The sequence below is a fragment of the Sphingomonas fuzhouensis genome (genome assembly GCF_034659795.1).
Lineage (GTDB): Bacteria > Pseudomonadota > Alphaproteobacteria > Sphingomonadales > Sphingomonadaceae > Sphingomonas > Sphingomonas fuzhouensis.
Window position 1 is genome coordinate 527,042 of the sequence record NZ_JAXSQY010000002.1, and the last position, 25,652, is coordinate 552,693.

The following is a 25,652-nucleotide window of genomic DNA, read 5'->3' on the forward strand; positions in this document are numbered from 1 at the left end:
GCTTCTTCTTCTCCCCTCCCGTAAACGGGAGGGGTCGGGGGAGGGAAAAGAGCCTCGCAGAGACCGACAATCGTGGCGCTCGACCGTATAATGATCTTCCCCCCCACCACCTGCCAGCGCCTGATCGTCAAGGTCGGTTCCGCGCTGCTCGTCACGCCCGAGGGCGAGGTGCGTCGCGACTGGCTGACCGGGCTGGTCGCCGACATCGCGGCGCGGGTGAAGCAAGGTCAGCAGATCGCGATCGTCTCCTCAGGCGCGATCGCACTGGGCGCGCGCCGACTCGGACTACCCAAGGGCGGCCGCGCCAGCCTGGAGGACGCACAGGCCGCCGCCGCGACCGGCCAGATCGCGCTTAGCCAGGCCTGGGCGGAGCTGCTGCACGCGCAAGGGCTGACCGCCGCGCAGATGCTGGTGACGCTCGACGATCTGGAGGATCGCCGCCGTTACCTGAATGCGGCCGCCACGCTGAACCGGTTGCTGGGGCTGGGCGTGGTGCCGGTCATCAACGAGAATGACAGCGTCGCGACCGAAGAAATCCGCTTCGGCGACAATGACCGGCTCGCCGCGCGGGTGGGCCAGGCGGCGGGGGCGAACGGCGTGCTGCTGCTCTCCGACGTGGACGGGCTGTACGACAGCAACCCGCATACCAATCCGGCTGCGCGCCATATCGAGCGGGTCGAGCGAATCGATGCGGTCAGCGGCATGGCCGATGGCGGCTCCGCCTCGGGCATGGGCTCGGGCGGCATGGTGTCGAAGATCGCCGCCGCGCGGATCGCGGTCAGCGCGGGCGCGCATCTCGCCATCGCATCGGGTCGGATCGACCATCCCCTGTCGACCGAGGCCCGCCATACCCTGTTCGTCGCCGAAAAAAGCGCGCCGGCCCGCAAGGCATGGCTGGCGGGCGGCCTGACCGCGCGCGGCGCGATCCAGGTCGATGCAGGTGCCGCCAAGGCGCTGACGGAAGGCGGCAGCCTGCTGGCGGCGGGGGCGACCGCGGTGGAAGGGCATTTCGCGCGCGGCGATCTTGTGACGGTCGAAGGGCCGGACGGCACCATCGCCCGTGGCCTCAGCGAATATGATTCGACCGAGGCGCGCGCGCTGATCGGCACCCGCTCGGACGAGCAGGCGGCGATCCTGGGCCATGCGCCCCGCGCCGCGCTGATCCACCGCAACCATCTGGCCCTGCTATGATTGTTGCCGTCACGGGAGCGACCGGTTTCGTCGGTCGCGCGGTGGTGGACCGTGCCGCCGCTTCGGGCCTCACCTTGCGCGCGCTCACCCGGCGTGCCCAGCCGTCGCGCGCCGGGATCACCTGGATCGCAGGCGCGCTCGGCAAGCCGGAGACTCTGGCGACCCTGGTCGAGGGTGCCGATGCGGTGCTGCATATCGCCGGAGTCGTGAACGCCCCAGACCGCGAAGGCTTTGTCGCGGGCAATATCGACGGCACCCGCGCGATGGTCGAGGCAGCAAAGGCGGCGGGTATCCGGCGCTTCGTCCATGTCTCCTCGCTATCGGCGCGCGAGCCCGACCTATCCGTCTATGGCTGGTCCAAGCGTCAGGCCGAGGATGTGGTGACGCAAAGCGGCCTCGACTGGACCATCGTCCGGCCGAGCGGCATTTACGGCCCGCACGATACCGAGTGGCTGGACGTGTTCCGCACCGCCAAACTCGGCCTCGCCTTCATGCCGCCGCCGGGCAAGCTGTCGCTGATCGCGGTCGAGGATTTCGCGCGGCTGCTGACCACGCTCGTCGCCACCGATGGCCCCCGCACGGTGCTGGAGGTGGATGACGGACAGGTCCTGACCCATGCCGACCTCGCCGCCGCCATGGGCGCGGCGGTCGGGCGACGGGTGATGACGCTGCATCTGCCTAAGGCGCTGCTGCGCCTGGGTGCGAAGATCGACCGGAAACTGCGAGGGCCGGGCGCGAAGCTGACCCCCGACCGGGTCGGCTATCTCTGCCACCCCGACTGGACCGCCGACCCCGGTCTGCGCCCCGACCCGGCGCTATGGGAACCCGCCATTCCGCTCGCCAAGGGATTGGCCGATACGGCACGGTGGTATCGCGCCAACGGCTTGCTATAGCAGCGAACATACAGGTGGTCGAAAAGCCGCCGCATTTGGGTGCCACTGGGCGCCCGACTGAAAGGATCATCATGAGCGACCGCCAAGCCATTTTCGACACCGTCGCGGCCCAGATCGCGCCCTTCAACAAGAAGGGCGTCGAGTTGACCGAGGCGACGACCTTCCAGGGCGATCTGGAGTGGGACAGCCTGACCGTGATGGATTTCGTCGCCGCGATCGAGGACGAGTTCGAGATCATCATCACGATGAACATGCAGGCCGAAATCGAGAATGTCGGCCAGCTGGTCGACGCGGTCGAAAAGCTGAAGCAAGCCTGATCCTGAAGCGCCCGAGACGGACACTCCCATGACCGAAGCCGCTGCCCAGCCCCACGCCCTGCCCGCCGAAGCGCAGGAGGTTGCCCCCGAGCGCGACCTGCTTTCCAAGTTCGACGGCCTGATCGCCGAGCGGCAGGCGCTGCTCGATTCCGGCGTCACCGATCCCTTCGCGATCGTGATGGAACAGGTGAAGTCGCCGACCGAGGCGGTGATCCGCGGCAAGGACACGATCCTGCTCGGCACGTACAACTATATGGGCATGACCTTCGACCCGGACGTCATTGCGGCGGGCAAGGATGCGCTGGAGAAGTTCGGCTCGGGCACCAATGGCAGCCGGATGCTCAACGGCACCTTCCATGACCATATGGAAGTCGAACAGGCGCTGCGCGAATTCTACGGCACGACCGGCGCGATCGTTTTTTCGACCGGCTATATGGCGAATCTCGGCATCATCTCGACGCTGGCGGGCAAGGGCGAGTACGTCATCCTTGACGCCGACAGCCATGCGTCGATCTATGACGGCTGCCAGCAGGGCAATGCCGAGATCGTCCGCTTCCGCCACAATTCGGTTGAGGATCTCGACAAGCGGCTCGGCCGCCTGCCCAAGGAGCCGGCCAAGCTGGTCGTGCTGGAGGGCGTCTATTCGATGATGGGCGACATCGCCCCGCTGAAGGAGATGGTCGCCGTCGCCAAGAAGCATGGCGCGATGGTGCTGGTCGACGAGGCGCATTCGATGGGCTTTTTCGGCCCCAATGGGCGCGGCGTGTACGAGGCGCAAGGGTTGGAAGGCCAGGTCGATTTCGTCGTCGGCACCTTCTCCAAGTCGGTCGGCACGGTCGGGGGCTTCGTGGTGTCCAACCATCCGAAGTTCGAGGCGGTGCGCCTCGCCTGCCGTCCGTATATCTTCACCGCCTCGCTGCCGCCCTCGGTCGTCGCGACCGCCGCGACCTCGATCCGCAAGCTGATGACCGCGCATGACAAGCGCGAGCGGCTGTGGTCGAACGCCCGCGCGCTGCACGGCGGGCTGAAGGCGATGGGCTTCAAGCTGGGCACCGAAACCCCCGACAGCGCCGTCGTCGCGGTGATCCTGGAGGACCAGGAGCAGGCGGTGATGATGTGGCAGGCGCTGCTCGACGGCGGTCTCTACGTCAACATGGCGCGCCCGCCCGCGACTCCGTCGGGCGTCTATCTGCTGCGCTGTTCGATCTGCGCCGAGCATACGCAAGCGCAGCTGGAAACCGTGCTGGGCATGTTCCGCGCCGCGGGCCAGGCGGTCGCCGCCATCGGCTGATCGGGCACCGGACGGTGTCGGCAACCGCGCGCGGCTTTGCAATATAGGATCGTCGGGGATAGCGTCGCGGCCGTGATGGAGCAGGACGAGCTTGGCGGGGTCAGCCGGTGGCAGACCTTCGCACTGATCGCGATGGCGGTGGCAGGCGCGGTGACGCTCGCCATGCTGATCGTGACGCTGGGCCATGCCAATCGCGAACGCGACCGCGCGCTGGAGCGACAGACGCACAGCTATGACGTGATGATCGCCGCCCGCACCCTGGCAGGCACGATCGCCCGGTCCGAGGCGTCGCTGGGCCGCTATGTCATCTCCGGCGACAACAAGCTGGGCCAGCTCTATCAGGACGAATGGACGCTGGCGGGTGCCCAGCTCGATCGGCTCGACCGGCTGATCGAGGACCGGCAGCAGCAACAACTCGTCGACCGGCTGCGCCAGGCCTATGACACGCGCGGTCATGAATTGTCGACCATCGCCCTGTCGACCACCTATCATCTCAACCGTCAGGCCTATGGCCTTTATTATCAGGCGCGGCAGGCCAGGGCGCTGCTGACGATCAACGCCCTGCTGCCCCGGCTGATCGACGGCGAGCGGGTGCTGCTGAAACAGCGGTCCGAGGCGGCGCAGGAGACGATCCTCCATTCCAACCGGATCGCGAGCGGACTGGGGATGTTCGGCATCGCGCTGGTGCTGGGCGGCATCGGCCTTGCCTGGCTGATCTTCCGCACGGTGGGCGAGCGGGCCGAGGCGCGGGCCGAGGCCTGGGCCGAGCGCGCGCGCGCCGAGGAACTGGCGAGCGCGGTCGAGGCCGCGACCGAGGAGCTGAAGGTCCAGGAAGCCAAGCTGCGCCAGGCGCAGAAGATGGACGCGCTGGGCCAGCTGACCGGCGGCATCGCGCATGACTTCAACAACATGCTGGCGGTCGTGCTGGGCGGGCTGGAACTGGCGCGCCGGACCGAGGCGCATGAGGACCGGCTGCGCCATCTGGAGAGCGCGACCGAGGGCGCCCACCGCGCCGCCGCGCTGACCCGCCGGTTGTTGATGTTCAGCCGCGAGGAGGCGCTGACCCCCGAAACGCTGGCCCCGCGTCAATTGGTGGAGGGGATGCGCGACCTGCTCGACCGGACGCTGGGCGACGGGGTGAAGGTGACGGTCGAGGACCGGACGACCGACTGGACGCTGTTCGGCGATCGCACCCAGATGGAGAATGCGATCCTGAACCTGGCGGTCAATGCCCGCGACGCGATGGAGGGTCGCGGCGAGTTGACCATCCGCACCGCCGAGGCGCAGGTGAAGGCCGATGTCCTGCCGCGCGCGGGGGCGGGCGATTATATCATCCTGTCGGTCACCGACACCGGCGCGGGGATGACGCCCGAGGTCGCCGAGCGCGTGTTCGAGCCCTTCTTCACCACCAAGCCCGCGGGCAAGGGCACGGGCCTGGGGCTCAGCCAGATTTTCGGGCTGGTCGGGCAGATGGGCGGCGATGTCACGATCCGCAGCGCGCCGGGCCGGGGCACGACCGTCAACCTCTATCTGCCGCGCCATATCGCCCCGGCCGCAGCCGCCGAGGTGGAGACCCCGCTGGCCGCCCCCGAAGCCGAGGCGACCGATGCGCTGCGCATCCTGCTGGTCGAGGATGATCCGCGCGTGCTCGCGGCGACGCTGGCCGCGCTTCAGGAGCTGGGTCACGATCCGATCGCCTGCAACGACCCGCGCGAGGCGGAAGGGTTGCTGGCGCGGCATCCGGGGATTCGCCTGATCGTGTCCGACGTGCTGATGCCGCATCTGACCGGGCCCGAGCTGATCGCCGCGATCCGCCCGCGCCACCCCGACCTGGCGGTACTGTTCGTCACCGGCTTTGCGGGCGAGGCGCAGGCGACGGGGTTCGAGGGGCATGAGGTGCTGCGCAAGCCCTTCACCCTGGTCGGCCTGGAACGCGCGGTCGCGGCAGCGTTGAAGCGGGCGGAGGGCCCGGTCTGCGCGGCGGCATAAGAGCCGACGGCCATCCCCTTGCGCGCCAACCACAAACGGGGGGTGACGCGCCCTGCCCACCCCCGTATAGCCATGGCCGTTTTATCGCGCGAGTGATGTCCCCCCGCATGAAGTGCCCCGCATGAAATCAATCGATCGCTACATGGCCCGGTTGATCGCGTTGCCGCTGTTCGCGACGCTGCTCATCTCGGCGATGCTGCTGGTGCTCGATCGCATCCGCCGCCTGTTCGAATTCGTCGCGACCGAGGGCGGGCCGATCAGCGTGGTGTGGCGGATGCTCGCCAATCTGCTGCCCGAATATCTGGGGCTGGGCATTCCGATCGGGCTGATGCTGGGCATCCTGCTCGCCTTCCGGCGTCTCGCCACCTCGTCCGAGCTGGACGTGATGCGCGGTGTGGGCATGAGCTATACCCGGCTGCTGCGCGTGCCCTATATGTACGCGATCGTCCTCGCCGCGCTGAACCTGGCGATCGTCGGCTATGTCCAGCCGATCGCGCGCTATTATTACGAGGGCTTGCGCTACGAACTGCGCACCGGTGCGCTGGGCGCCTCGATCAAGGTCGGTGAGTTCACCCATCTGGGCGACCGCATGACCCTGCGCATCGAGGAAAGCCGCGACAATGGCCGCGACCTTTCGGGCATCTTCGTCCATGCCCAGACCGCGAAGGGCGACTGGATCGGCGTCACCGCGGAGCGCGGACGCTTCCTGGCGACCGACGATCCCAACGTCATCATCTTCCGCCTGACCAACGGCACGCTGATCCACAACCGGCCCGACTTCAAGGCGCCGCGCGTGCTGACCTTCTCCAGCCACGACCTGCCGATCGACCTGCCCAAGTTCGACAATTTCCGCCAGCGCGGCGGCCGCGACCTGGAGTTCACCCTGCCCGAACTCGCCAAGCTGGGCCAGGACGCCCCCAGTGCCGAGGCACGCGCAGGCAGTCGTTCCGAATTCCACTTCCGCGTGGTCGAGGTGGTGACGATGTTCCTGTTGCCGCTGCTTGCGGTGTCGCTGGGCATCCCGCCGAAGCGATCGACCTCCGCGCTGGGCGTGTTCCTGTCGATCGTGATGCTCGTCACCTATTTCAAGGTGAACCAGTATGCCGCCGATATCGGCGCCTTGGGACGGGTGAATCCGATCCTCGCGCTATGGGGGCCATTCACGGTGTTCGCGGGGCTGGTTCTCTGGATGTATTACGTCACCGCCTATGTGCCCGGCGGCCAGCCGATCGGCGCGCTGGAGCGCGGAGTGGCCAAGCTCGCCAAGGCGATCGGCCGCTGGTTGCCCGGCCGCCGCCGCAAAAAGGCGTATACGGCATGAGCCTGTCCAATATCTTCCCGTCCAAGACGATCGCCATCTACATGGCGAAGATGTTCCTGGTGCGCACCTTCGCCATCCTGTTCGCGGTGGCGTTGGTGCTCCAGACGCTCGACGTGCTGAGCGAGTCCGGCGCGGTGCTGGCCGCGCCCGGCAACGGGCAGGAACAGGTGTGGCGCTATGTCTCGCTGCGCGCGCCGCAGATCATCTCGTTCCTGCTGCCCTTCTCGGTGCTGCTCGGCACCATCCTGACCTTCTTCACGATGAACCAGAATTCGGAGGTCATCGCCCTGAAGGCGGCGGGCATGTCGGCGCATCAGGTGCTCGCCCCCCTGCTGATCGCCAGCGCGGGCGTCGCGGCGTTCAGCTTCGTGTTCAACGACCGGATCGTACCCCGCGCCAGCGCGACGCTCAGCGCGTGGCAGAAGGTGCAGTACGGTCCCCTGCCGATCGACAGCGGCGACCGCTCCAATGTGTGGGTGCGCGACGGCGATGACCTGATCTCGGTCGACCTGATCCAGGGGCGGGGTACGAAGACGCAGTTGGGCGGCGTGACGCTCTATGATCGGTCGGGCGGCAGCCTGCGCTCGATCGTCCATGCCCCGCGCGGCGTGCGCGCGGGCGATGGCTGGCGGATCGGCCCGGTGACGCGCTTCGAGGTGCAGTCGGGCAAGCTGACCACCGCGCCTTCGATGATGATCGGGCGCGGCGTCACCCCCGATCAGCTGACGCTGGCCAGCGTGAATGCCGACAATCTGTCCTTCGGTGCCCTGGCGAGCGCGATCACCGACCTGCGCGAAGCCGGGCGGCCCACCAAGTCGCTGGAGGGATCGCTCTGGCACAAGCTGTCGGCGCCGATGTCGGCCATGCTGATGCCGCTGCTGGGCGCGGTCGCGGCCTTCGGGATCGCGCGCTCGGGCAAGCTGTTCGTCCGCGCGGTGGTCGGCATGGCGCTGGGCTTCGCCTATTTCGTGGCGGACAATTTCTCGATGGCGATGGGCGATCTGGGGGCCTACCCCCCCTTCCTCGCCGCCTGGGCCCCGATCCTGCTGTTCTTCCTGATCGGGGAAGCGGTGCTGTTCCGGACGGAGGAGTGAGGCTCAGCCTACCACATCCCCGTTTGCATGGAGCGAAATCGCTCAGATCGAACGGACCATGCAATCCACGTCGTCATTGCGAGCGTAGCGAAGCAATTCAGTGCGTCCTGATATGGCTCTGGATTGCTTCGCTACGCTCGCAATGACGGATTTCAGATTCAGGCGAACCCGCCAATCCCAGTGCGCGAGCCCCTCACTTGCCCCGACGGATCGTGCTCAGGCCGATCTTCGTCACCAGCCCCGGCAGTCCCTTGTAGCTCGCCTTGTGATAGGGCGAATCCGGGGTCAGCGCCGCGCTGATCCGGCGATGCGCCTCGCCCAGCGCGTGATAGGGCAGCGACGGCAACAGGTGATGGAGCGCGTGATAGCGCAGGCCGACCGGCGCCCACAGACCCGGCAGCAGGGCGGGCGGCGGCACATTGACCGAGTCCAGATACTGGGCGGTCACGGTCATCTGCTCGCCTTCATTCTCCCAGAGATGGGCAACGAGCGTGCGGACCTGGTTCAACACCGCCACCGCCGAGCCGATCGCGAAGCCGATCGCGAAACCGCGCACCGGAATGATCCCGGTCGCCAGCATCGCGATCAGCGCGATCGCCCAGATCGAGGCGGCGGCATCGGTCCGGTTGAAGCGGACCAGCGCCTCGCCCTCGGGCATGCGGCGGCGGAAATGCGGGTTGATCGCCAGCGCCGAATAACGCTCGACCACGATCTTGCGCAGCCCCGGCACGACCCATGACAAGGGCGACAGGACCCCGAACCGGATCAGCAGCCCCAGCGGCGCCAGCGCCGACACCAGGATGAAGACCGGCAGCGTCCACGGCTTCATCAACGCGAGCGGCAGATATTCGGGATCGTCGGCCGTGCCGTACCGCGTCTTGGCGTGGTGCAGATTATGCACCCCCTCATACATGAAGGCGGGCGTCAGCAACGGCACGCCGACCAGCGCGTTCCACCCTTCGCGGAAACGCGGCAGCGCCGAATGCTTCATATGGCTGACTTCATGGATGAACAGCAGCGCGCGGTACAGCGCCAGCACCGCCACGACCGAGGCCGCGACGATCACGCCGGTCGACGCGGCGGTCACCGCCACGGCCAGCCCGGCATAGCCGATCAGCGCGCTACCCACCATGTCCGCCCAATAGAGGCCAGGGCGCGGCGCGATCAGATCGCGGGTCAGCTCGGCCGCAGCACGCAGCATCGCCTTGTCGTCCGCAATCGGGACACGGGGCGTAGGCACGGCTGCGTTGGTGGCCGGGGCCCGATCGAAAGAAAGCGTCGATTCCATAACTCTATCCTTTGCCCCCACATAGTGGCGACACGGTGGCATTCCCACCAAAGGCTATGACGGAATCCTCACTCGCTATGATCGACCGAGATGGTTAGGAACGAAGGTGAAATCTTTTGTTCGGACCGCATCGCCCATGACCGTCTCCATCCGCCCCATTTCGTCGAAGCGCGATCGCAAGGCGTTCGTCGACTTCCCCTTCTCGCTCTATGCCGATGATCCCCATTGGGTTCCCCCGCTGAAGGGCGAGGCGCTGGGGCTCATCACCCCCGAAAAGAATGGCTGGTACAGCCATGCCAAGGCGCAGCTGTTCCTGGCGGAAAAGAATGGCAAGGTCGTCGGGCGCATCTCGGCGCATCTCGACACGCTGGCGCTGGAGATGTCGCCGGACCAGGGTTTCGGACCCGGCGTCGGCTTTTGGGGCCTGATGGATGCGGTGAACCAGGATGTGTTCCGCGCGCTGCTGTCGGCGGCCGAGGGCTGGCTGCGCGAGCAGGGCATGAACCGCGCCATCGGTCCGGTCTCGCAATCGATCTGGGAAGAGCCCGGCCTGCTGGTCCAGGGCTTCGACCAGGACCCGACGATCATGATGGGCCATGCCCGGCCGGAATATCAGGGCTGGATCGAGGGCGCGGGGTACGGCGTCATCAAGCAGCTCTTCACCTATGAACTGGACATCACGCAGGAATTTCCGCCGATCGTCCAGCGTATCATCAAGTCGGGCGAGAAGAACGAGCGCATCCGCGTGCGTGAGGTGAACAAGGCCAAGTTCGAGGAAGAGGCCGCGATCATCCTGAACATCCTGAACGATGCCTGGTCGGACAATTGGGGCTTCATCCCCCTCACCCCGCCCGAAGTGAAGGATGTCAGCGTCAAGCTGAAGCCGATCGTGTTCAACGACCTGATCCGCATCGCCGAGCTGGACGGCAAGCCGGTGGCGTTCATGATTACGCTGCCCGACCTCAACGAGGCGATCAAGCCGCTCAAGGGCAGCCTGCTTCCCTTCGGCTGGGCCAAGCTGCTGCTCTGGCTGCGCGCGCCCAAGGTGCGGACGATGCGCGTGCCCTTGATGGGCGTGGTCAAGGAGCTTCAGTCGTCGCGCATGGCCAGCCAATTGGCCTTCATGATGATCGAATATATCCGCCGCGCCTCGGTCGAGCGCTATGGCGCGTCGCGCGGTGAGATCGGCTGGATTCTCGACGACAATCAGGGGATGCGGTCGATCGCCGAGACGATCAAGAGCGACGTCAACAAGACCTATAACGTCTACGCCCGCGATCTGGACTGATCGCGGCGGGCGGGGCCACCCGACAGGGGCGGCCCCCACCCTTTCCCCTCATTTCTTGCGGCCGATATAGTCGAGCGGATCGACGCCGTTCCACAGCCATTGCTTGCGCGTCTTACAGACCTTGCCGCGCATGATATGGTCTTCCTGGACGTTCAGGAAACAATAGCGGGTCGGCTTGGCCTCGGCGGCGGGGGTCGGCAGGCTTCCGGCTTCGACGGGGGCCGCTGCGGGCTTGACCGTGTTCTCGCGCGGGGACAGCGCCGACAGGGCGGCAGCGGCGGCGAGCAGGGCGAACATCATGATGGGTCTCCGCGTTTCGGGGCTTAGCGACGTGCAATTCGGCCGGTAGGGAGTTCGCCTTCCATGGCGATCCATTCATCGGCGGTGCGGCAGGTCTTGATCCGAATGCGCGAGCCGGTGATAGCGTCGATGACGCAGTAACGGGTCGCCTTCGACGGGACGGCGGAGGGGCGAGCCCCGGTGGTTGCAACGGCGACGGTGTTCAGCGTGACCGTGTTCGGCTCGACGGGCTCACGGGCCGGAGCGGCGGACAGGGTCGATGCGATCAGCAATGTCAGCAGCATGTTGGTAACTCCCTTTATGCCGGATCACCCCGGCACGTGAGTTACTGCATTAGTCATGCCACACAGTAGATTTACGCATTTTCAATAACTTAGAGATTTTCACTATCGTAAAGAGCGCCAAACCATGGCGACACTCGCCAATCCGTCAGCAAAATCCGCTATGCCTCGGACAGGCCCGCGCGTCGACATCGCCAAGTGCCGTGCCAGCAACGGACGGTTGATTCACAGCGGATGATCGGTCGGCAGCGTGACGAATCAGGAGCGCCGCTGCGGGGAATCCCATCAAGTTTAAATGCGCGCCGACCAAGTCAAAGCCACGACCATTATATATGGTCGATAGTTATCGCCCCCGAAAACCCATAAGGGCGATGAGTTCCATATTGGTGGATAAACGCAGAATACGACATATTCATGCAGCGATGATGACATAATCATTGCGCTATTGCGAAAATCTCGCAGCCATCATGACATTTGTCGCGAAACTGTCACCGCCTGCTGCGAACAGGGATCGCATCGTCGTTCAACGGGATGCCCCTTCGATGGCAACGCAGATGAGTACCGCCAGCGTCACCAAGGCCTATGATCGCTGGTCGCCGGTTTACGATCTGGTCTTCGGCCCCGTCTTCAAAAAGGGCCGCTCCGCCGCCATCGTCGCCGCCGAGCGGATCGGTGGACGGATCATCGAGGTCGGTGTCGGCACCGGCATCTCCCTCCCCCAATATTCGCGCAACAACCGCATCGTCGGCGTCGACCTGTCCGAGCCGATGCTGGACAAGGCACGGGAGCGGGTGAAGCGCGGCAAGCTCTCCCATGTCGAGCAGATCGCGTACGGCGATGCCGAAGCGCTGCAATTCGCCGACAACAGCTTCGACGTGGTGGTCGCACAATACGTCATCACCGCCGTCCCCAACCCGGAACGCGCGCTGGACGAGTTCGCGCGCATCTGCCGCCCCGGTGGCGAGATCGTCATCACGACCCGCGTCGGCGCGGGCGAGGGCCTGCGCGGCCGGATCGAAAAGACGCTGATGCCGATCACCAGCCGCCTGGGGTTCCGCACCGACTTCCCGTTCGAACGCTATACCGATTGGGCGGCGACGCGCGGCGATGTGGAACTGGTCGAAAGCCGCCCCCTGCCCCCGCTCGGCCACTTCTCGCTGGTCCGCTTCGCCAAGCGCCAGCCCTCCCTCCAAGGACAAGTCCAATGACGGGTTTTCGCGCGCAGCTCGCCGAACAGCGGTGGGACGATCACCGCTATTATCATCACAGCCTGGTCAATCAGAGCCTGCACTTCGTCAGCGCCTGCACCTTCCTGACCGCCTATGTGCTGCTGTTCATCGACCCGGCGGTCGCCAGCCTGCTCGCCTGGGGCGTGGCGATGACCAGCCGCCAGGCCGGGCATTTCTTCTTCGAGCCCAAGGGCTATGACCATGTGAACAAGGCGACGCATGACCATAAGGAAGAGATCAAGGTCGGCTATAATCTGGCGCGCAAATATGTGCTGATGGGCATCTGGGCCGCGATCCCGGTCGTGCTGCTGGTCCAGCCGACGCTGTTCGGCAGCCTGGAATATCCGGACGGCTTCATGGGCTATCTGCGCCATGTCGGCATCGGCTGGCTGGGCCTGGGCGTCAGCGCGATCATCGTGCGGGTGATGCAGCTCTGGGCCAAGCGCGATCTGGAAACCGGCCTGGTCTGGGCGACCAAGATCGTCACCGACCCGTTCAACGACTTCAAGATGTACAAGAGCGCACCCCGCCGCCTGATGAAGGGGGAGCGGATGGATCATCACGATGTCGATGATTTCGAGGATTTGAAGGCGGCGTAATTTCCGCTTTCGGCGACTGAGGGAGCGGTAGTCGCAAGGCTGCCGCTCTTTTGCGTCATTGCGAGCGCAGCGAAGCAATCCAGGGCGTCGCACCCCAACCCTGGATTGCTTCGCTGCGCTCGCAATGACGGACGGGGGGTTAAGGCTTGGCCCGCCCCAACCGCACCGCCAGCGACTCCTTCAATATCCGCCGCCGGATCGCCTTGTTCGCGGCCTTCAAGTCCGTCGGCGCGTCCGGCGACGTCCACCACCAGCCATCGTCACGCATCTGTTGTCCCGCTGCAACGAAGCGGTCGCAAATCTCGGCGAACAGGATGTCGTCGATGTCGAGGCTGAAGATCAGCCGCCCGGTCCCGACCCAGCTCAACGCCAGTCCTTGCGCCCGGAGATAATATTGCAGCATCCAGTTATAGGGCGAGGCGACGGCGTAGAGGATCGTCCAGATCGTCTGGACATGCGCGACCGACAAAGGCAGCCCCGCCTCCGCCATCCGCGCATTGAACAGCGCGGCACGGGCATTCCAACGCGCGTCCAATCCGTCATAGAGTGCGGCAACCTCGGGCGTCTCCAGCCGCCGCAGAAAGGCGTTCATCGCCCCCATCACCATGGGGTGCGAATTGAAGGTCCCGCGCGCAAAGCAGATGTCGACGGGCCGATCCTCGCGCCAGCGCTTCATCAGATGCGCAGGCCCGCACAGCACGCCGACCGGCAACCCACCGCCCAGCGTCTTGCCATAGGTGATGAGGTCGGGCTTCACCCCAAAATAGTCCGGCATCCCGCCCTTCGCCAGGCGGAAGCCCATGAACACCTCGTCGAAGATCAGGACGATACCGTTCGCGCGGCAGGTCTCGGCCAGCCGGTGCAGCCAGTTGCGATAGGCGTCCAGGTCCGCCCCAGCCTTGCGCCCGCCATCGACCAGCTGACCGTCCGAGGGCGCCGAGCCATTGGGGTGCATCGCCTGGAGCGGGTTGACGAGCACGCAGGCAATGTCTTTGCGGGTCGCCAGCACCTTCAGCGTGCGCTCGGACATGTCGGCCAAGGTCAGCGTCCGGTCGGCCGAGACAGGATTGCCGATGCCGGGCTGAACCTCGCCCCACCAGCCATGATAGGCCCCGGCAAAGCGCACCAAACGCGGGCGGCGGGTGTGATAGCGGGCGAGCCGCACCGCCTGCATCACCGCCTCGGTACCCGACATATGGAAGGACACCTCGTCCATCCCCGTCAGCGCGGTCAGGCGGCGGACATTGTCGGCGACCACCGGATGAAACGAGCCCAGCACGCCGCCCAGATCGGCGACGGTCGTCGCCCCCTCGGCCATGGTCTGTTTGTAGAAGTCGTTGCCGAACAGATTGACGCCGTAGGAGCCGGTCAGGTCGATCAGGCGATTGCCGTCCAGATCGACCAGGATCGGCCCCTCCGATCGCTCATAAAACGCCCCGGTCGCCAACGTGGTCCGGACCTTCTCGCGAAACTGGAACGGCACGCGGTAGGCACCGGTGAATTGCAGGTCGGACAGGCCGGAGCGCGTCTCGCGGGTCAGCGCCAGTGTCTGCGCATACCGCTCGGCGAACAGCGCGCCCAGGCGCTCGAACCCGGCGCGGCGCTGCGCGGCAATCGCATCGGGCGCGTCATCGACGCGGAAGAAGCGATCCTCGCCATAGCTATAGAACGGGATCTGCCCGGCGATGCGCTTGGCCATGCGGACATGGCCGCCCAGCCCCGGATGCTTGGCGCGCGACAGGGTCAGGCGGCGATGCCCTTTCGACAGGGCGATTGCACCGGCGGATACGGCCAGCAGGCCAGTGAGAATCGGGTTCATGCGGCCTTTGACCGCGTGCCCATGACGGAGGCATGACAATGCGTGGACCGATCATGCGGTTCTTCCTGAACGAGGACATCAATTTCCTCGTCACCAACCGCCTGCCCCGCCGGTTCGCGACCAAGCTGGTCGGGCGGATCGCCCGGATCGAGCATCCGCTGGTGGCGAAACCCAGCCTGGGCCTTTGGAAATTCTTTGCAAGCGTCGACCTGTCGGATGCGCGAACCACGCGCTTCAAATCCTTACGCGACGGCTTCGTGCGGCCGCTGCGTGACGGCGCGCGCGCCTTTGACAGCGATCCCGACACGATCGCCTCCCCCTGCGACGCGCTGGTCGGTGCGCATGGCCGGATCGAGGACGATCGGCTCTATCAGGTGAAGGGCTTTCCCTATCGGCTCGGCGACCTGATCCCCGACCCCAGTCTGGTCGAGCGGTTTCGTGACGGGTCGTTCGTGACGCTGCGGCTGACGGCGGGCATGTACCATCGTTTCCACGCGCCCGCCGATATCGCGGTGGAGGGCGTGACCTATCTTTCCGGCGACTGCTGGAACGTGAATCCGATCGCGCTCAAGCGGGTCGAGCGGCTCTTCTGCCGCAACGAACGCGCGGTGATCGAGGCACGGACGCTGGTATCGGGCCAGCCGCTGCTGATCGTACCGGTCGCCGCGATATTGGTGGCGAGCATCCGGCTTCACTGCCTCGACACCGAACGGACCCTGCGCGAACACGGCCCCGGCCGCCGAGCCTGCTCGGCACGGATCGGCAAGGGCGAGGAAATGGGCTGGTTCGAACATGGCTCGACCATCATCCTGTTCCTGCCCAAGGGGATGCGGCTGGCCGAGACGCTGGTCGAGGGACAGGCGATCCGAGCAGGCACGGTGATCGGGCAGTCGTGATCCGATTGCCGTCGTCAGGACATGGCGAAGGGGTGTCGCCGGTGGTGAGGCAGATCGCACCTCACCACCGGCAACCCCTATCCGTCAGACCTTCGCCCTGCCACCTCCCCTTGCCGGGGAAGCGGATCAGGAGCCTAAAGCCTTAGAATTCCGACCAATCCCCGTCATCGATCGCCACGGCGGCGTTGGAGGCGCGGGCGACGCGGGGGGCGGCGGCGATGCGGGGACCGGCCTGCGCCACACGCGCCTGCAACTGGTGCACGGGCGAGGCCGCGTAAGCGGGGACGGCGCGATCGGCCAGGCGGAAGCGGTTGACCTCGCGGGTCATGTTGCTGGTTTCATCGGACAAGGAGCGGGCGGCGGCGGTGGCCTGTTCGACCATCGCGGCATTCTGCTGCGTGACCCCGTCCATCTCGGCGACGGCGGTGTTGACCTGTTGCAGGCCGGTCGCCTGCTGCGCCGCGGCCGAGGCGATGTCGGAGACCAGCGCGTTGATCTCGCCGATCCGCCCGGTGATCCGGGTCAGCGCGCTGCCCGCCTGCGCCACCAGCTGCACCCCGGCATCGACCTGCTGGGTCGAGGCGGTGATCCGCTCCTTGACGTCCTTGGCCGCATCAGCCGAGCGCTGGGCGAGCGCGCGGACTTCGGACGCGACGACGGCAAAGCCTTTGCCCGCATCGCCGGCCCGTGCCGCCTCGACGCCCGCATTCAGCGCGAGGAGATTGGTCTGGAAGGCGATGCCATCGATGACCGCGATGATCTCGCTGATCTCGCTCGACGAGCGTTCGATGCCGTGCATCGCCTCGACGGCCCGGCGGACCACGTCGCTCGACTGGTCGGCGTCGGTGCGGGTCTCGGTGACGGCCTGATTGGCACGCTTGGCATTTTCCGCCGTTTCGCGAACCGTCTCCGTGATCTCATGCATCGCGGCGGCGGTTTCCTCCAGGCTGGCCGCCTGCTGTTCGGTCCGGTGCGACAGGTCGTCGGACGCCTGGCGGATATCGGCGGCGCCGTTGCTGATCCCCTGTGCGCTGGTGTTCACGGCCGTCAGCGTGGTCGACACCGCCTCCATCGCATGGTTGAAGTCATCCTTCAGCTTTGCGAACGGCCCGGTCAGTTCCGCGTCGATCCGCGCAGTCAGGTCACCCTGCGCCAGCGCATCGAGCCCGCTGCCCACGCTGTCGACGATCAGCCGGGTCTGTTCGGCCTTGGCAGCCTCGGCGGCGGCGAGCTGGTCGCGGAACGCCATGATCGACTCGGCCAGCTGACCCACTTCGTCGCGGCGCGCATCGACCTCGATCTGGGTGTTCAGGTCGCCAGCCGCCAGCCGCCGCATCGCGGTCGTCATCGCGGCCAGCGGATTGGCGATCCCCCGGATCAGCGTCATCAACAGGAACCCGGTCAGGCCCAGCACCAGCACCGCGATCGCGATCGACACGTTGCGCGACCAGATATAATCCTCTGTCGCGGCCGTCATTTCCTTGTCCATCAGCGCGACCTGAATGTCCTGCATGACGACCGCATCGCGATTCGCCGTGTCGAACACCCGCTTGCTGGCCCGGAAACTGGCCAGCGCCTCTGCATTGAGGTTCTGACGCGAAAGCTCCAGCGTCCTGCGCGACCGCTCCATGTAGGAAGCCCAATTCTCGCGGAACATGCGGAACTGCTCGATCGCCTTGGGGGCGGTCAGGTTACTCTGAAGATAGGCATCATTCTTGGCGATCATCGCAGTGCGCGCCTGCACGTCTTTCAGCGCGGCGCTGATCTGGTCCGGTTCGGTCGAGAGAATGGCCGAAGCCTCATAGACCCGATAATCCGACGTCGCCGTGTTGATCGCCGCAATCGCGACGAGCTTGTCCCGGCGGCTACGGCCCAGATTCTCGGCCACGCTGTTCAGATGCTGCTGGCTCATGATCGACAGGACCATGGTCACAAGCAAAGCGGCGGTCAGAATACCGAACGCCACAAGTAATTTGCTGCTGATCTTCAGGTTCTTCATCATCCACCACCCCGAATATGGGACGGTTATGGGCGAGACTGGTTAAGATCGCGTTGTCTGACGCGATTTTCAGTTGACATATGAAAAACCCGTTTCGCTATCGCAACAAAATTGGGCGAGCGAGCCCTTGCATGGTGACCCCGACTGGATTCGAACCAGTGGCCCTCAGATTAGGAATCTGATGCTCTATCCTGCTGAGCTACGGGGCCCCATGCCGGGCGGGTGATACAGACGGCGCGCGATGGGGTCCAGAGTGGTTTCGCGCCGCTCAGTTGGCCAGTTTGGGCGGCACCACCGGGAAAGGCAGCGGTGCGACGGGCACCCCCTCCTCGACCAGCGCCTTGGCCTCGGCGAGGCTGGCCTGGCCGTGGATCTGGGTCACGGGCGCATCCCCCTCATGCATGGCGCGCGCCTGGTCGGCAAAGGCGGTGCCGACCCAGGTGGATGTCTCCAGCATCTTCGCCTGGGCCTGGGCCAGATGTTCCAGCGCGGCCTTGACCGCCTGAGGGCTGGGTATGTCAGGCTTGCTGTTACTCTTGGCGGCGATCTGCGGCGCCATCACCGCCTTTTCGATCGTGCGGTCGCCGCAGAGCGGGCATTCGACCAACGTCTTTTCGCGCTGCTCGGCATAAGCGGTGGACGAGGCGAACCATGCCTCGAACACATGCCCTCCGGCACAGCGCAGGTCGAAGACGATCATAGCTGCACCACCGGCGGGATGGCGCGGCGGTGGCGGATCGCGGGCAGCCGCTCCCGCACCGCCACGACCTCGCCCGGATCGATCGTGGCGAAGCCGAGCCCCGCCGCCTCGCCCATGTCGAGCAGCACCTCGCCCCAGGGCCCGACGACCAGCGAGTGGCCATAGGTGGTGCGGCCATCCTGATGCGCGCCGGTCTGGGCGGCGGCGACCAGATGCACCCCCGCCTCGATCGCGCGGGCGCGCAGCAGCACGTGCCAATGCGCTGCACCCGTCGGCCGGGTAAAGGCGGCGGGCACCGCCAGGATCGTCGCCCCCGCCTCGGTCAGTGCGGCGAACAGCGCCGGGAAACGCAGGTCGTAACAGATGGCGAGCCCCAGTCGCCCGACCGGCGTGTCGACCACCACCGCCTGCTCGCCTGGCGCATAGGAGGCGGATTCGCGCCAGCTTTCACCGCTGGGCAAATCGACGTCGAACAGATGCATCTTGTCGTAGCGCGCGCGGATATCGCCCCGGTCGTCGATGACGTAACCGCGATTGGCCAGCCGCCCATCGTCGCGGCGCACCGCCAGCGAGCCGAGATGGACCCACAGGCCATGCGCCGCCGCCGCTGCACGGACGCGGGCCAGCACCGGATCGGCATCCTCGGTCACCAGATGCGCCGCCGCCCGCGCGCGGTCGCGGTCGATCAGCCCCGACATTTCGGGCGTGAACAGCATGACGCACCCCTGCCCCGCCGCCTCGGCGATGGCACGCTCCAGCGCGTCCGCATTGGCGGCGGGGTCGATCCTCGCCGTCATCTGCAGCACCGCGACAGCGGTCATGCCGCCAGGAGCGGGTCGAGCCCTCCCCGCTTGTCGAGCGCGGCCAAATCGTCCGAGCCGCCGATATGCTGGCCGTCGATAAAGACCTGCGGCACGGTGGTTCGCCCGTTGGCGCGCTGGATCATCTCGGCGCGCTGGGGGCCGCCCATGCTGATGTCATATTCCTGGGGCTCGACACCCTTGGACGCGAGCAGCGCCTTGGCTCGCGTGCAATAGGGGCAGAACGCCTTGGTGTAGATTTCGACCTTTGCCATCCCCCTCAGGTGTGGCGCGTGGGGGCGCTTGTCAATCGCCGGGTTCCTCGATGACCCGCGCCCAGCACAGGATCGCGACCGAGGCCGCTCCTGCCGCCAACAACACGCGCACGCACGCCCCCGCCGTCGCCCCGGTGGTATAGACATCGTCGATCAGCACCACCCGGCGCCCCTTTACCGCCGCCGGATCGGCCACGCGGAACGCCGCCGTCACCGCCGCGCGCCGCTGTTTCGGCGATAGCCCTCGCAATAGCGGCGTCGCGCGCACCCGCTGCACCGCATGACGCGCCAGCGGGACGCCGGTCCGCCGCGACACGCCCTCGCCGATCAGCACTGCCTGGTTGAACCCGCGCCGCCACAAGCGCCAGCGATGAAGCGGCACGGGGACCAGCAGGTCGATATCCGGGGGCATCCGCCGCGCCATCGGACCCGCCATCGTCTCGGCCACCCCGATCCGGCCGCCATGCTTCAACCGGATCGGCAATTCGCGTGCGATCGGGCCATAGGCGACCGCCGCATGGATACCCGCATGACGCGGCGGATCGGCCAAACAGCGACCGCACCGTCCCATCAGCCCATCGCCCAGCGGCAGCCCGCAGGTCGCACAGCCCGAGCCGTCGAGGAAACGCAACTGCCCCCAGCATGGCGCGCAGAAGCGGTGATCCGCCTCGACCGGCTCGGCACATCCGGGACAGCGCGGCGGCAGCGCCCAGCGGGCCAGCCACGCCAATGGGGCGGCGAGCATGGACCATGCCCGCTCCACCGCAAATCGCGGCTGTTTCGCATGTTCCCCCATCGGCTTTGCCTTGTTCCAGATCGCGCGAGCGCGCACAAGCGCGCGGGTGAGCATGTCCACCATCTTCGACCGTCACGCCCGTCGCCTGCGCCGCGACCGCGCCCAGCCCGATTTCGCCGAGCATGATTTCCTGCGCGCCGCGATGCTGGACGGGCTGGCCGAGCGACTGGAGGCGGTCACCCGGCCGTTTCGCCACATCCTGGACCTCGGCTGTTTCGATGGCGCCTTTCCGGCCCCGCCGGGCGCGCAGGTGGCGCGGCTGGACCCCGGCTTCGCCTTTGCCCGTGCCGCGCACGGCGTTCAGGGGGACGAGGATCGCCTGCCCTTTGCCGATCGCAGCTTCGATCTGGTGGTCAGTGCAGGCGTACTCGACCAGATCGACGACCTGCCCGGCGCGCTGACCCTGATCCGCCGGGTGCTGCGGCCCGACGGGCTGTTCCTGGGGGCCTTTGTCGGTGGCGGCTCGCTGCCCCGGCTGCGCGCGGCATTGCGTGTCGCCGAGGCCGAGCGGCCGGTGGCGCGGCTCCATCCGCAGGTCGATGTGCGCTCGGCGGGCGACCTGCTGATGCGCGCGGGTTTCACCCTGCCGGTGGCGGATATCGAGACGCTGACGGTGCGCTACCGCGACTTCGGCCGATTACTGGGCGACCTGCGCGGCATGGGGGCCAGCAATCTGCTGGCCGAACGGCGGCCGATCGGGCGCGCGGCGCTGGCGGCGGCGGCGTCCGCCTTTGTCGAAATGGCCGATCCCGATGGCCGCGTGGCGGAACAGTTCAACCTGGTCTTCCTGACCGGCTGGGCCCCCGACCCGTCACAGCCCGCGCCCGCCAAGCGGGGCAGCGCCACCGCTTCGCTGGCCGAGGCGCTGCGTCCCAAACCGGACGCGGGCGACTGATCAGCCGATGATCGCGCCGCCGCGATCGCTTGCCAGGATACGGCCCATCGACTCGAACAGCTGATCCATCGCGACGGGCTTCACGATCACATCGTCCGCGCCTGCGCCCAGGCAGCGTTCGCGCAGGTCGACGCCGCTATCGGCGGTGACGACGATGATCGGCACCTCGGCCTTGGCATCGCCGCGCGCGCGGATGTGGCGGATGGCGGTGATGCCGTCCATGCCGGGCATCCGCAGATCGATGAGGATCATGTGATACTGGTCGCGCTCGATCATATCCAAACCGATCTCGGCGCTCTCCGCCTCCGCCATGCTGGCGCCCGCGACGTCCAGCATGTCGCGCACGACGCGGCGGTTCATCCGATCATCCTCGATGAAAAGGACGTTCATCGCCGTCCCCTTCGCGCGCGGAACAGGATGGCGTGTGTGACCAGGATCATGAGCCCGCCCTAACGATCATGCCGCTTGCGTTACAAGTGGCACGGTGGCGGTTTGCGGTGAGGCGTCGAACATCTTCCGCATCACCTCGGTCCCCGCAATGGGTTTGGCGATAACGTTGATTAAAGCCTGAGCAAAAAAATCGTTCCCATCCAATGGCTCGCCATCGGGCCAGAGCAGATGGACGGGGATATGATTCGCCCTGGCGGCGGCCGAAATGGCACCCAAAGCCGGGGTGACGCCGTCGTCCCGGATGGCACTGTCATCCACCAGTATCTGCGTCACGTCGCCCCTTTGCAAAGCGGCGACCGCCTCCGCCGCCGTTCCGGCAAAGGCGGCGTGCGCATGGGGCGCGCACAATTTGCTCCACATGGCGCGCCGGATCGGATTGCGGTCCAGGATCAACACGGTCGAGCGTTCGGGCTCAGGCGCGGTTTCGACTTCGACCAGCGGCAGGTCGAGCGTGAAGCGCGAGCCGCGCCCCGGCTCGCTCTCCACCGTCACGTCACCGCCCATCGCCCGCGCCAGTCGGCGACAGATCGCCAGGCCCAGCCCGGTGCCGCCGAATTGCCGCGTGGTGCTGGTATCCGCCTGGCGGAAAGCCTCGAAAATCTCCTCCAGCTTGTGCGGCGCGATGCCGATGCCGCTGTCGGTGACGCTGATCGAAACGCCCTGGTCGGTGCGGCGCGTGGACAGGCGCACCTCGCCCGAGCTGGTGAATTTGAGCGCATTGGACAGGAGATTGAAGACGATCTGCCGAATGCGGGCCGAGTCCCCCATCACCGTGGCCGGACAATCAGCCACGTCGAGGGTGAAGCCGATCGCCTTGGCCGCCGCCTGATCCTCGAACAGGCGCGACGCATCGCGGATCGTCCCCGCCAGGTCGAAGGGCGCCTGCTCCAGGGTCAGGCGGCCATGCTCGATCTTGGCGACATCGAGCAGATCGTCGACCAGCGCGCGCATGGTCAGCCCGGCGCCGTGCATCACCTCCACCCGCTCGCGCTGCTCGTTCGCCAGCGCGGCATCGGCCAGCATCACCTGGGTCATGCCCAATATGCCGTTGAGCGGCGTGCGGATCTCGTGGCTGGTCGTCGCCAGGAACTCGGTCTTGACCGCCAGCGCCTTTTCCAGCCGGTCGTTGGTCACCGCCAGTTCGCCATGCGCGGCGCGGATACGGTTCCGGCTGCGCCCCAGCGTGACCAGCCAGATGCCGAGCAGCGCCAGCACGACGACGATCGCCGCGACCGAGCCGATCAGGATGAACCGCTCGGTCCGCAACTGCGCCCGTTCGAAGGCGATGTTGCGTTGGAGGTCGGCCGCCTTCATGCGCGCGATCCGCAGTTCCTGATTGGCGAAATCGAACCGCGCGCCCATCAGCGCGAGATTGGTCGAGGTGGCGAGCCGGGTGGCTTCGTCGTCGATCCGCTTCAAAGCCTGGAGATGGCGAAGCGCATCGGCGGTCCGCCCGACCGCTTTGTAGATGTCATAGGCGCTTTGATGGGCGTCGCGCTGCGACACCGGCGTGTGCGCGACATCCACACCCTCAAAGCTGCGGTCGATCAGCCGCGCGGCATCGGTCAGACGCCCACGTTGAAAGGCCGCTTGAGCCTCGACACTGGTCAAGGCGCGGATGTCGCTCGGGTCGGCGCGGCGTGCCCGCGCTATCGAGGCCTGGGCTGCATCGATACGATTCAGGCGTAACTCGCCGCGTGCGATGTTACGCCATACTTGGGACAGCAACGCCGGGCTATCCAGCTTCTGCGCCAAGCCACCCGCTTCGCGCAACTGAACAAGTGCATCTTCAGGGCGCCCCAATTCGCCCAGCGTCACCGAGCGATTGTTGAGGATGACCATACGCAGCGCGTCATCGCCCCGATATGTCGCGCGAGCCTGTTCTAGATAGCGCAACGCTGACGCGAAATCCTTGGCGTCGATGTAGAGATTGGCGATCTGGGCAAGTGCGCGGGCCTGCCCGCGTGCGTCATTCAGATGTTGGAAGACCCGATACGCGGACTGATACGCGCTCAACGCTCCCGCGATATTACCGCTATCGGTATCCAGGCTCCCTTTCGAAAGCAGTACGTTGCCATAGAGATCGGATTGTGGTGCGAGCCGATATGCCACCGGCAGTGCCTGGCCGATCGCTGCGCGCGCCGTTGCACGGTCGCCTTGTCGAAGAGCGCCTTCCCCCTGCAACCAATCCGCCGTCGCCAGCGCCAGTCCGCGTTGCCCAGGTTCGGCGATCCCATCGGCCAGCGAACGTGCCTTTTGAGCCTGCCGAACCGCAGCCGCCGGATCGCGAAGCATCTCGGCCTTGGCAGCGTCCACCGCCCGTTCAAACAGGCCGGAAGGGGCATGACCACCCTGTGCCCGGATTTCACCGGCCGCAACGAGCAATGCCGCGACGACGAGGCCGATCCTAATGACGCGCAAAGGTCACCAACCGGGCGAAAGGCGTTGGCTTCGGTAACGTCGTAACCGCTTCGTATTTTTGTTCGCTCAGGAAATGAATCAGCGCCTCAAGGCCGATCGGGCGGCTGATCAGATAGCCCTGGATCATGTCGCATCCCATGACGCTGAGCAGCGCGAGGGTGGCGGGTGTCTCCACCCCTTCGGCGACCACTTCCATTTCCAGGGCATGGGCCAGATCGATCGTCGAGCGCACGATCAGGGGATCGCGGTTGCTGCTGGTCAACTGGGTGATGAACAGCTTGTCGATCTTCAACTCGCAGGCGGGCAGTTGCTTGAGATAGGACAGCGACGATAGTCCCGCGCCATAGTCGTCGATCGCCACGGCGATGCCCATGGCGACAAAGGCCTGAAGGTTCGCCATCGCACTGGCGGGATCGCGAATGACCGAGGTTTCGGTAATCTCGAACCCGATACAGGCGCCGCTGTCGGTAACGAGGGCGCAGGCGTCGCGCACGAAACTCTGGTCGCCCAGCAACATGCCCGAGATGTTGATGAAGATGCGCAAGCCATGGCCCGCCTCGGCCAGGCGGCGCTGGTCGGCGATCACCTGGCGCAAAATCCATAGCGTGAGCGGTGCGATGCTGCGCGATTCCTCGGCGACCGGAATGAATTCGACCGGGCTGATCAGCCCGTGGGTCGGGTGCCGCCAGCGCAGCAGCGCTTCGACGCTTGCCACGCGTTGCTGCCGGACATGGACCTTGGGCTGATATTCGACGAACAGCCCCTCGCCGACAATCGCCTGGGTCAGTTCGTGCGCAAGCGCGATCCGATCCAGCCGATCGGTCGACATCGTCATTTCGCGGACGATCAACCGTCCCTCGCTCTGCGCATCGGCCAGCGCCTGCTCCGCCTCCTCCAAAAGCCGGATATCGTCCTCATGCGGCACGGCAGCGACCGCCGCCCCCAGCACGGGTTCGATCCGACATTCTCTATCGGGCAGGCTGAAGGGATGCGCCATCGCCTCGACCAGGGTCAGCAGATGCGCATCGAGCGCTTCGCGGGTCGATGCGCGGATCAACACTTCGACCTGCGCAGGCGCGGTCGGCCGAGCGACGGCATCGGGAATGCACTGCGTCACCCGTTCGGCCACCGCCGCGATCAACAGGGTGCTGAGGTCGCGCCCAAGCTGACGGCGAAGCAACGTGAAATTTCCAATGCCGACCAGCACCAGGGATTGCCACTGGAGCAGGGCAATTGGCGTGAGGGGCGTCGACGTGCCCGACGCGATTCGAGAATGGCGGTTCTTCACGCCCGCGAGTCTAGATGTGGGTATTAAACAAGGTGTTAACCCCGTTTGCCGGGCCAAACCAAATGCTTGGCGGCTTATCGCTTGCCCATTGCGTAATGGTTAATGTCGAATTAACCATATCCATGCACCGGGCAACGGTGCGCAAAAGGGAGAAAACCCATGCTGAAGTTCATTCTGGCGCTGATCTACGGCGAGACGATGCGCCCCTGGTAATCCATGTTAGGTCATGGAG

24 protein-coding genes and 1 tRNA gene are annotated in these 25,652 nt (G+C 66.1%); 12 read left to right on the forward strand and 13 right to left on the reverse strand.

Annotated features, from left to right (window positions below):
- Positions 1-90: 90 nt before the first annotated feature.
- The 7 genes from proB (at position 91) to lptG (ending at position 8,096) form a co-directional block, all read left to right on the forward strand.
- Complete coding sequence (proB, locus tag U1H82_RS06890) at positions 91-1,191, forward strand: glutamate 5-kinase (RefSeq protein WP_322964179.1); 1,101 nt, start codon at positions 91-93, stop codon at positions 1,189-1,191.
- Positions 1,188-2,084 (forward strand): SDR family oxidoreductase, encoded by an 897-nt coding sequence (locus U1H82_RS06895; protein ID WP_322964180.1) that lies wholly within the window; start codon positions 1,188-1,190, stop codon positions 2,082-2,084. Before proB ends, U1H82_RS06895 begins: the two co-directional genes overlap by 4 nt.
- A gap of 71 nt (positions 2,085-2,155) precedes the next feature.
- Positions 2,156-2,401 carry an acyl carrier protein gene (locus U1H82_RS06900; RefSeq protein ID WP_322964181.1) on the forward strand — a complete coding sequence of 82 codons (246 nt, stop codon included), beginning with the start codon at positions 2,156-2,158 and terminating at the stop codon, positions 2,399-2,401.
- 28 nt (positions 2,402-2,429) lie between these two features.
- Positions 2,430-3,692, forward strand: a complete 1,263-nt coding sequence (spt, locus tag U1H82_RS06905) for a serine palmitoyltransferase (RefSeq protein WP_322964182.1) — start codon at positions 2,430-2,432, stop codon at positions 3,690-3,692.
- A 75-nt stretch (positions 3,693-3,767) separates the two neighbouring features.
- Entirely contained in the window at positions 3,768-5,681 is a 1,914-nt protein-coding gene (locus U1H82_RS06910; protein ID WP_322964427.1) for an ATP-binding protein, read from the forward strand.
- Between the two features lie 121 nt (positions 5,682-5,802).
- Complete coding sequence (gene lptF, locus U1H82_RS06915) at positions 5,803-7,002, forward strand: LPS export ABC transporter permease LptF (protein WP_322964183.1); 1,200 nt, start codon at positions 5,803-5,805, stop codon at positions 7,000-7,002.
- A complete protein-coding gene (gene lptG / locus U1H82_RS06920) occupies positions 6,999-8,096 on the forward strand; it encodes an LPS export ABC transporter permease LptG (RefSeq protein ID WP_322964184.1) in 1,098 nt (365 codons plus the stop codon). Before lptF ends, lptG begins: the two co-directional genes overlap by 4 nt.
- Before the next feature lie 193 nt (positions 8,097-8,289).
- Here lptG and U1H82_RS06925 read toward each other — a convergent pair whose 3' ends face one another.
- On the reverse strand, positions 8,290-9,384 hold the full coding sequence (locus tag U1H82_RS06925) for a fatty acid desaturase family protein (protein ID WP_322964185.1): 1,095 nt from the start codon (positions 9,382-9,384) through the stop codon (positions 8,290-8,292).
- 136 nt (positions 9,385-9,520) lie between these two features.
- Between U1H82_RS06925 and U1H82_RS06930 the strand changes: the two genes are divergently transcribed.
- Complete coding sequence (locus U1H82_RS06930; RefSeq protein ID WP_322964186.1) at positions 9,521-10,672, forward strand: GNAT family N-acetyltransferase; 1,152 nt, start codon at positions 9,521-9,523, stop codon at positions 10,670-10,672.
- Positions 10,673-10,720: 48 nt separating this feature from the next.
- Here the strand turns inward: U1H82_RS06930 and U1H82_RS06935 are convergent, their stop codons facing one another.
- Both U1H82_RS06935 and U1H82_RS06940 read right to left on the reverse strand, forming a co-directional pair.
- Positions 10,721-10,972, reverse strand: a complete 252-nt coding sequence (locus U1H82_RS06935; RefSeq protein ID WP_322964187.1) for a hypothetical protein — start codon at positions 10,970-10,972, stop codon at positions 10,721-10,723.
- Between the two features lie 23 nt (positions 10,973-10,995).
- Positions 10,996-11,256 carry a hypothetical protein gene (locus U1H82_RS06940; RefSeq protein WP_322964188.1) on the reverse strand — a complete coding sequence of 87 codons (261 nt, stop codon included), beginning with the start codon at positions 11,254-11,256 and terminating at the stop codon, positions 10,996-10,998.
- Positions 11,257-11,807: 551 nt separating this feature from the next.
- On the opposite strand from U1H82_RS06940, the gene U1H82_RS06945 reads away from it, so the two are divergent.
- Together U1H82_RS06945 and U1H82_RS06950 are read left to right on the forward strand one after the other, a co-directional pair.
- The gene (locus tag U1H82_RS06945) at positions 11,808-12,461 is read left to right on the forward strand and encodes a class I SAM-dependent methyltransferase (protein WP_322964189.1); all 654 of its coding nucleotides are present in this window, start codon (positions 11,808-11,810) and stop codon (positions 12,459-12,461) included.
- Entirely contained in the window at positions 12,458-13,081 is a 624-nt protein-coding gene (locus U1H82_RS06950; RefSeq protein ID WP_322964190.1) for a hypothetical protein, read from the forward strand. Before U1H82_RS06945 ends, U1H82_RS06950 begins: the two co-directional genes overlap by 4 nt.
- A gap of 139 nt (positions 13,082-13,220) precedes the next feature.
- Here the strand turns inward: U1H82_RS06950 and U1H82_RS06955 are convergent, their stop codons facing one another.
- Complete coding sequence (locus U1H82_RS06955) at positions 13,221-14,900, reverse strand: aminotransferase class III-fold pyridoxal phosphate-dependent enzyme (RefSeq protein WP_322964191.1); 1,680 nt, start codon at positions 14,898-14,900, stop codon at positions 13,221-13,223.
- 38 nt (positions 14,901-14,938) lie between these two features.
- Between U1H82_RS06955 and asd the strand changes: the two genes are divergently transcribed.
- Positions 14,939-15,796 (forward strand): archaetidylserine decarboxylase, encoded by an 858-nt coding sequence (gene asd / locus U1H82_RS06960; RefSeq protein WP_322964192.1) that lies wholly within the window; start codon positions 14,939-14,941, stop codon positions 15,794-15,796.
- Positions 15,797-15,938: 142 nt separating this feature from the next.
- Here asd and U1H82_RS06965 read toward each other — a convergent pair whose 3' ends face one another.
- The 6 genes from U1H82_RS06965 to U1H82_RS06990 form a co-directional block, all read right to left on the reverse strand.
- Positions 15,939-17,798 carry a methyl-accepting chemotaxis protein gene (locus tag U1H82_RS06965; protein WP_322964193.1) on the reverse strand — a complete coding sequence of 620 codons (1,860 nt, stop codon included), beginning with the start codon at positions 17,796-17,798 and terminating at the stop codon, positions 15,939-15,941.
- 129 nt (positions 17,799-17,927) lie between these two features.
- Positions 17,928-18,004 (reverse strand) — tRNA-Arg (locus tag U1H82_RS06970).
- Between the two features lie 59 nt (positions 18,005-18,063).
- Positions 18,064-18,495: a DUF1178 family protein gene (locus U1H82_RS06975; protein ID WP_322964195.1), complete on the reverse strand. Its 432-nt coding sequence runs from the start codon at positions 18,493-18,495 to the stop codon at positions 18,064-18,066.
- Positions 18,492-19,316 (reverse strand): carbon-nitrogen hydrolase family protein, encoded by an 825-nt coding sequence (locus U1H82_RS06980; RefSeq protein ID WP_322964196.1) that lies wholly within the window; start codon positions 19,314-19,316, stop codon positions 18,492-18,494. The genes U1H82_RS06975 and U1H82_RS06980 overlap by 4 nt, the downstream gene beginning before the upstream one ends.
- Complete coding sequence (grxC, locus tag U1H82_RS06985) at positions 19,313-19,570, reverse strand: glutaredoxin 3 (RefSeq protein ID WP_042486177.1); 258 nt, start codon at positions 19,568-19,570, stop codon at positions 19,313-19,315. Before grxC ends, U1H82_RS06980 begins: the two co-directional genes overlap by 4 nt.
- 31 nt (positions 19,571-19,601) lie before the next feature.
- Positions 19,602-20,315, reverse strand: coding sequence for a ComF family protein (locus U1H82_RS06990; protein WP_322964197.1), 714 nt, complete (start codon positions 20,313-20,315; stop codon positions 19,602-19,604).
- A 103-nt stretch (positions 20,316-20,418) separates the two neighbouring features.
- On the opposite strand from U1H82_RS06990, the gene U1H82_RS06995 reads away from it, so the two are divergent.
- The gene (locus U1H82_RS06995) at positions 20,419-21,261 is read left to right on the forward strand and encodes a methyltransferase domain-containing protein (protein ID WP_322964198.1); all 843 of its coding nucleotides are present in this window, start codon (positions 20,419-20,421) and stop codon (positions 21,259-21,261) included.
- On the opposite strand, the gene U1H82_RS07000 is transcribed toward U1H82_RS06995, so the two are convergent.
- The 3 genes from U1H82_RS07000 to U1H82_RS07010 form a co-directional block, all read right to left on the reverse strand.
- The gene (locus U1H82_RS07000) at positions 21,262-21,651 is read right to left on the reverse strand and encodes a response regulator (RefSeq protein ID WP_322964199.1); all 390 of its coding nucleotides are present in this window, start codon (positions 21,649-21,651) and stop codon (positions 21,262-21,264) included.
- 66 nt (positions 21,652-21,717) lie between these two features.
- Entirely contained in the window at positions 21,718-24,132 is a 2,415-nt protein-coding gene (locus tag U1H82_RS07005) for an ATP-binding protein (protein WP_322964200.1), read from the reverse strand.
- Positions 24,119-25,420, reverse strand: a complete 1,302-nt coding sequence (locus U1H82_RS07010; protein WP_322964201.1) for a putative bifunctional diguanylate cyclase/phosphodiesterase — start codon at positions 25,418-25,420, stop codon at positions 24,119-24,121. The genes U1H82_RS07005 and U1H82_RS07010 overlap by 14 nt, the downstream gene beginning before the upstream one ends.
- Between the last annotated feature and the right edge of the window lie 232 nt (positions 25,421-25,652).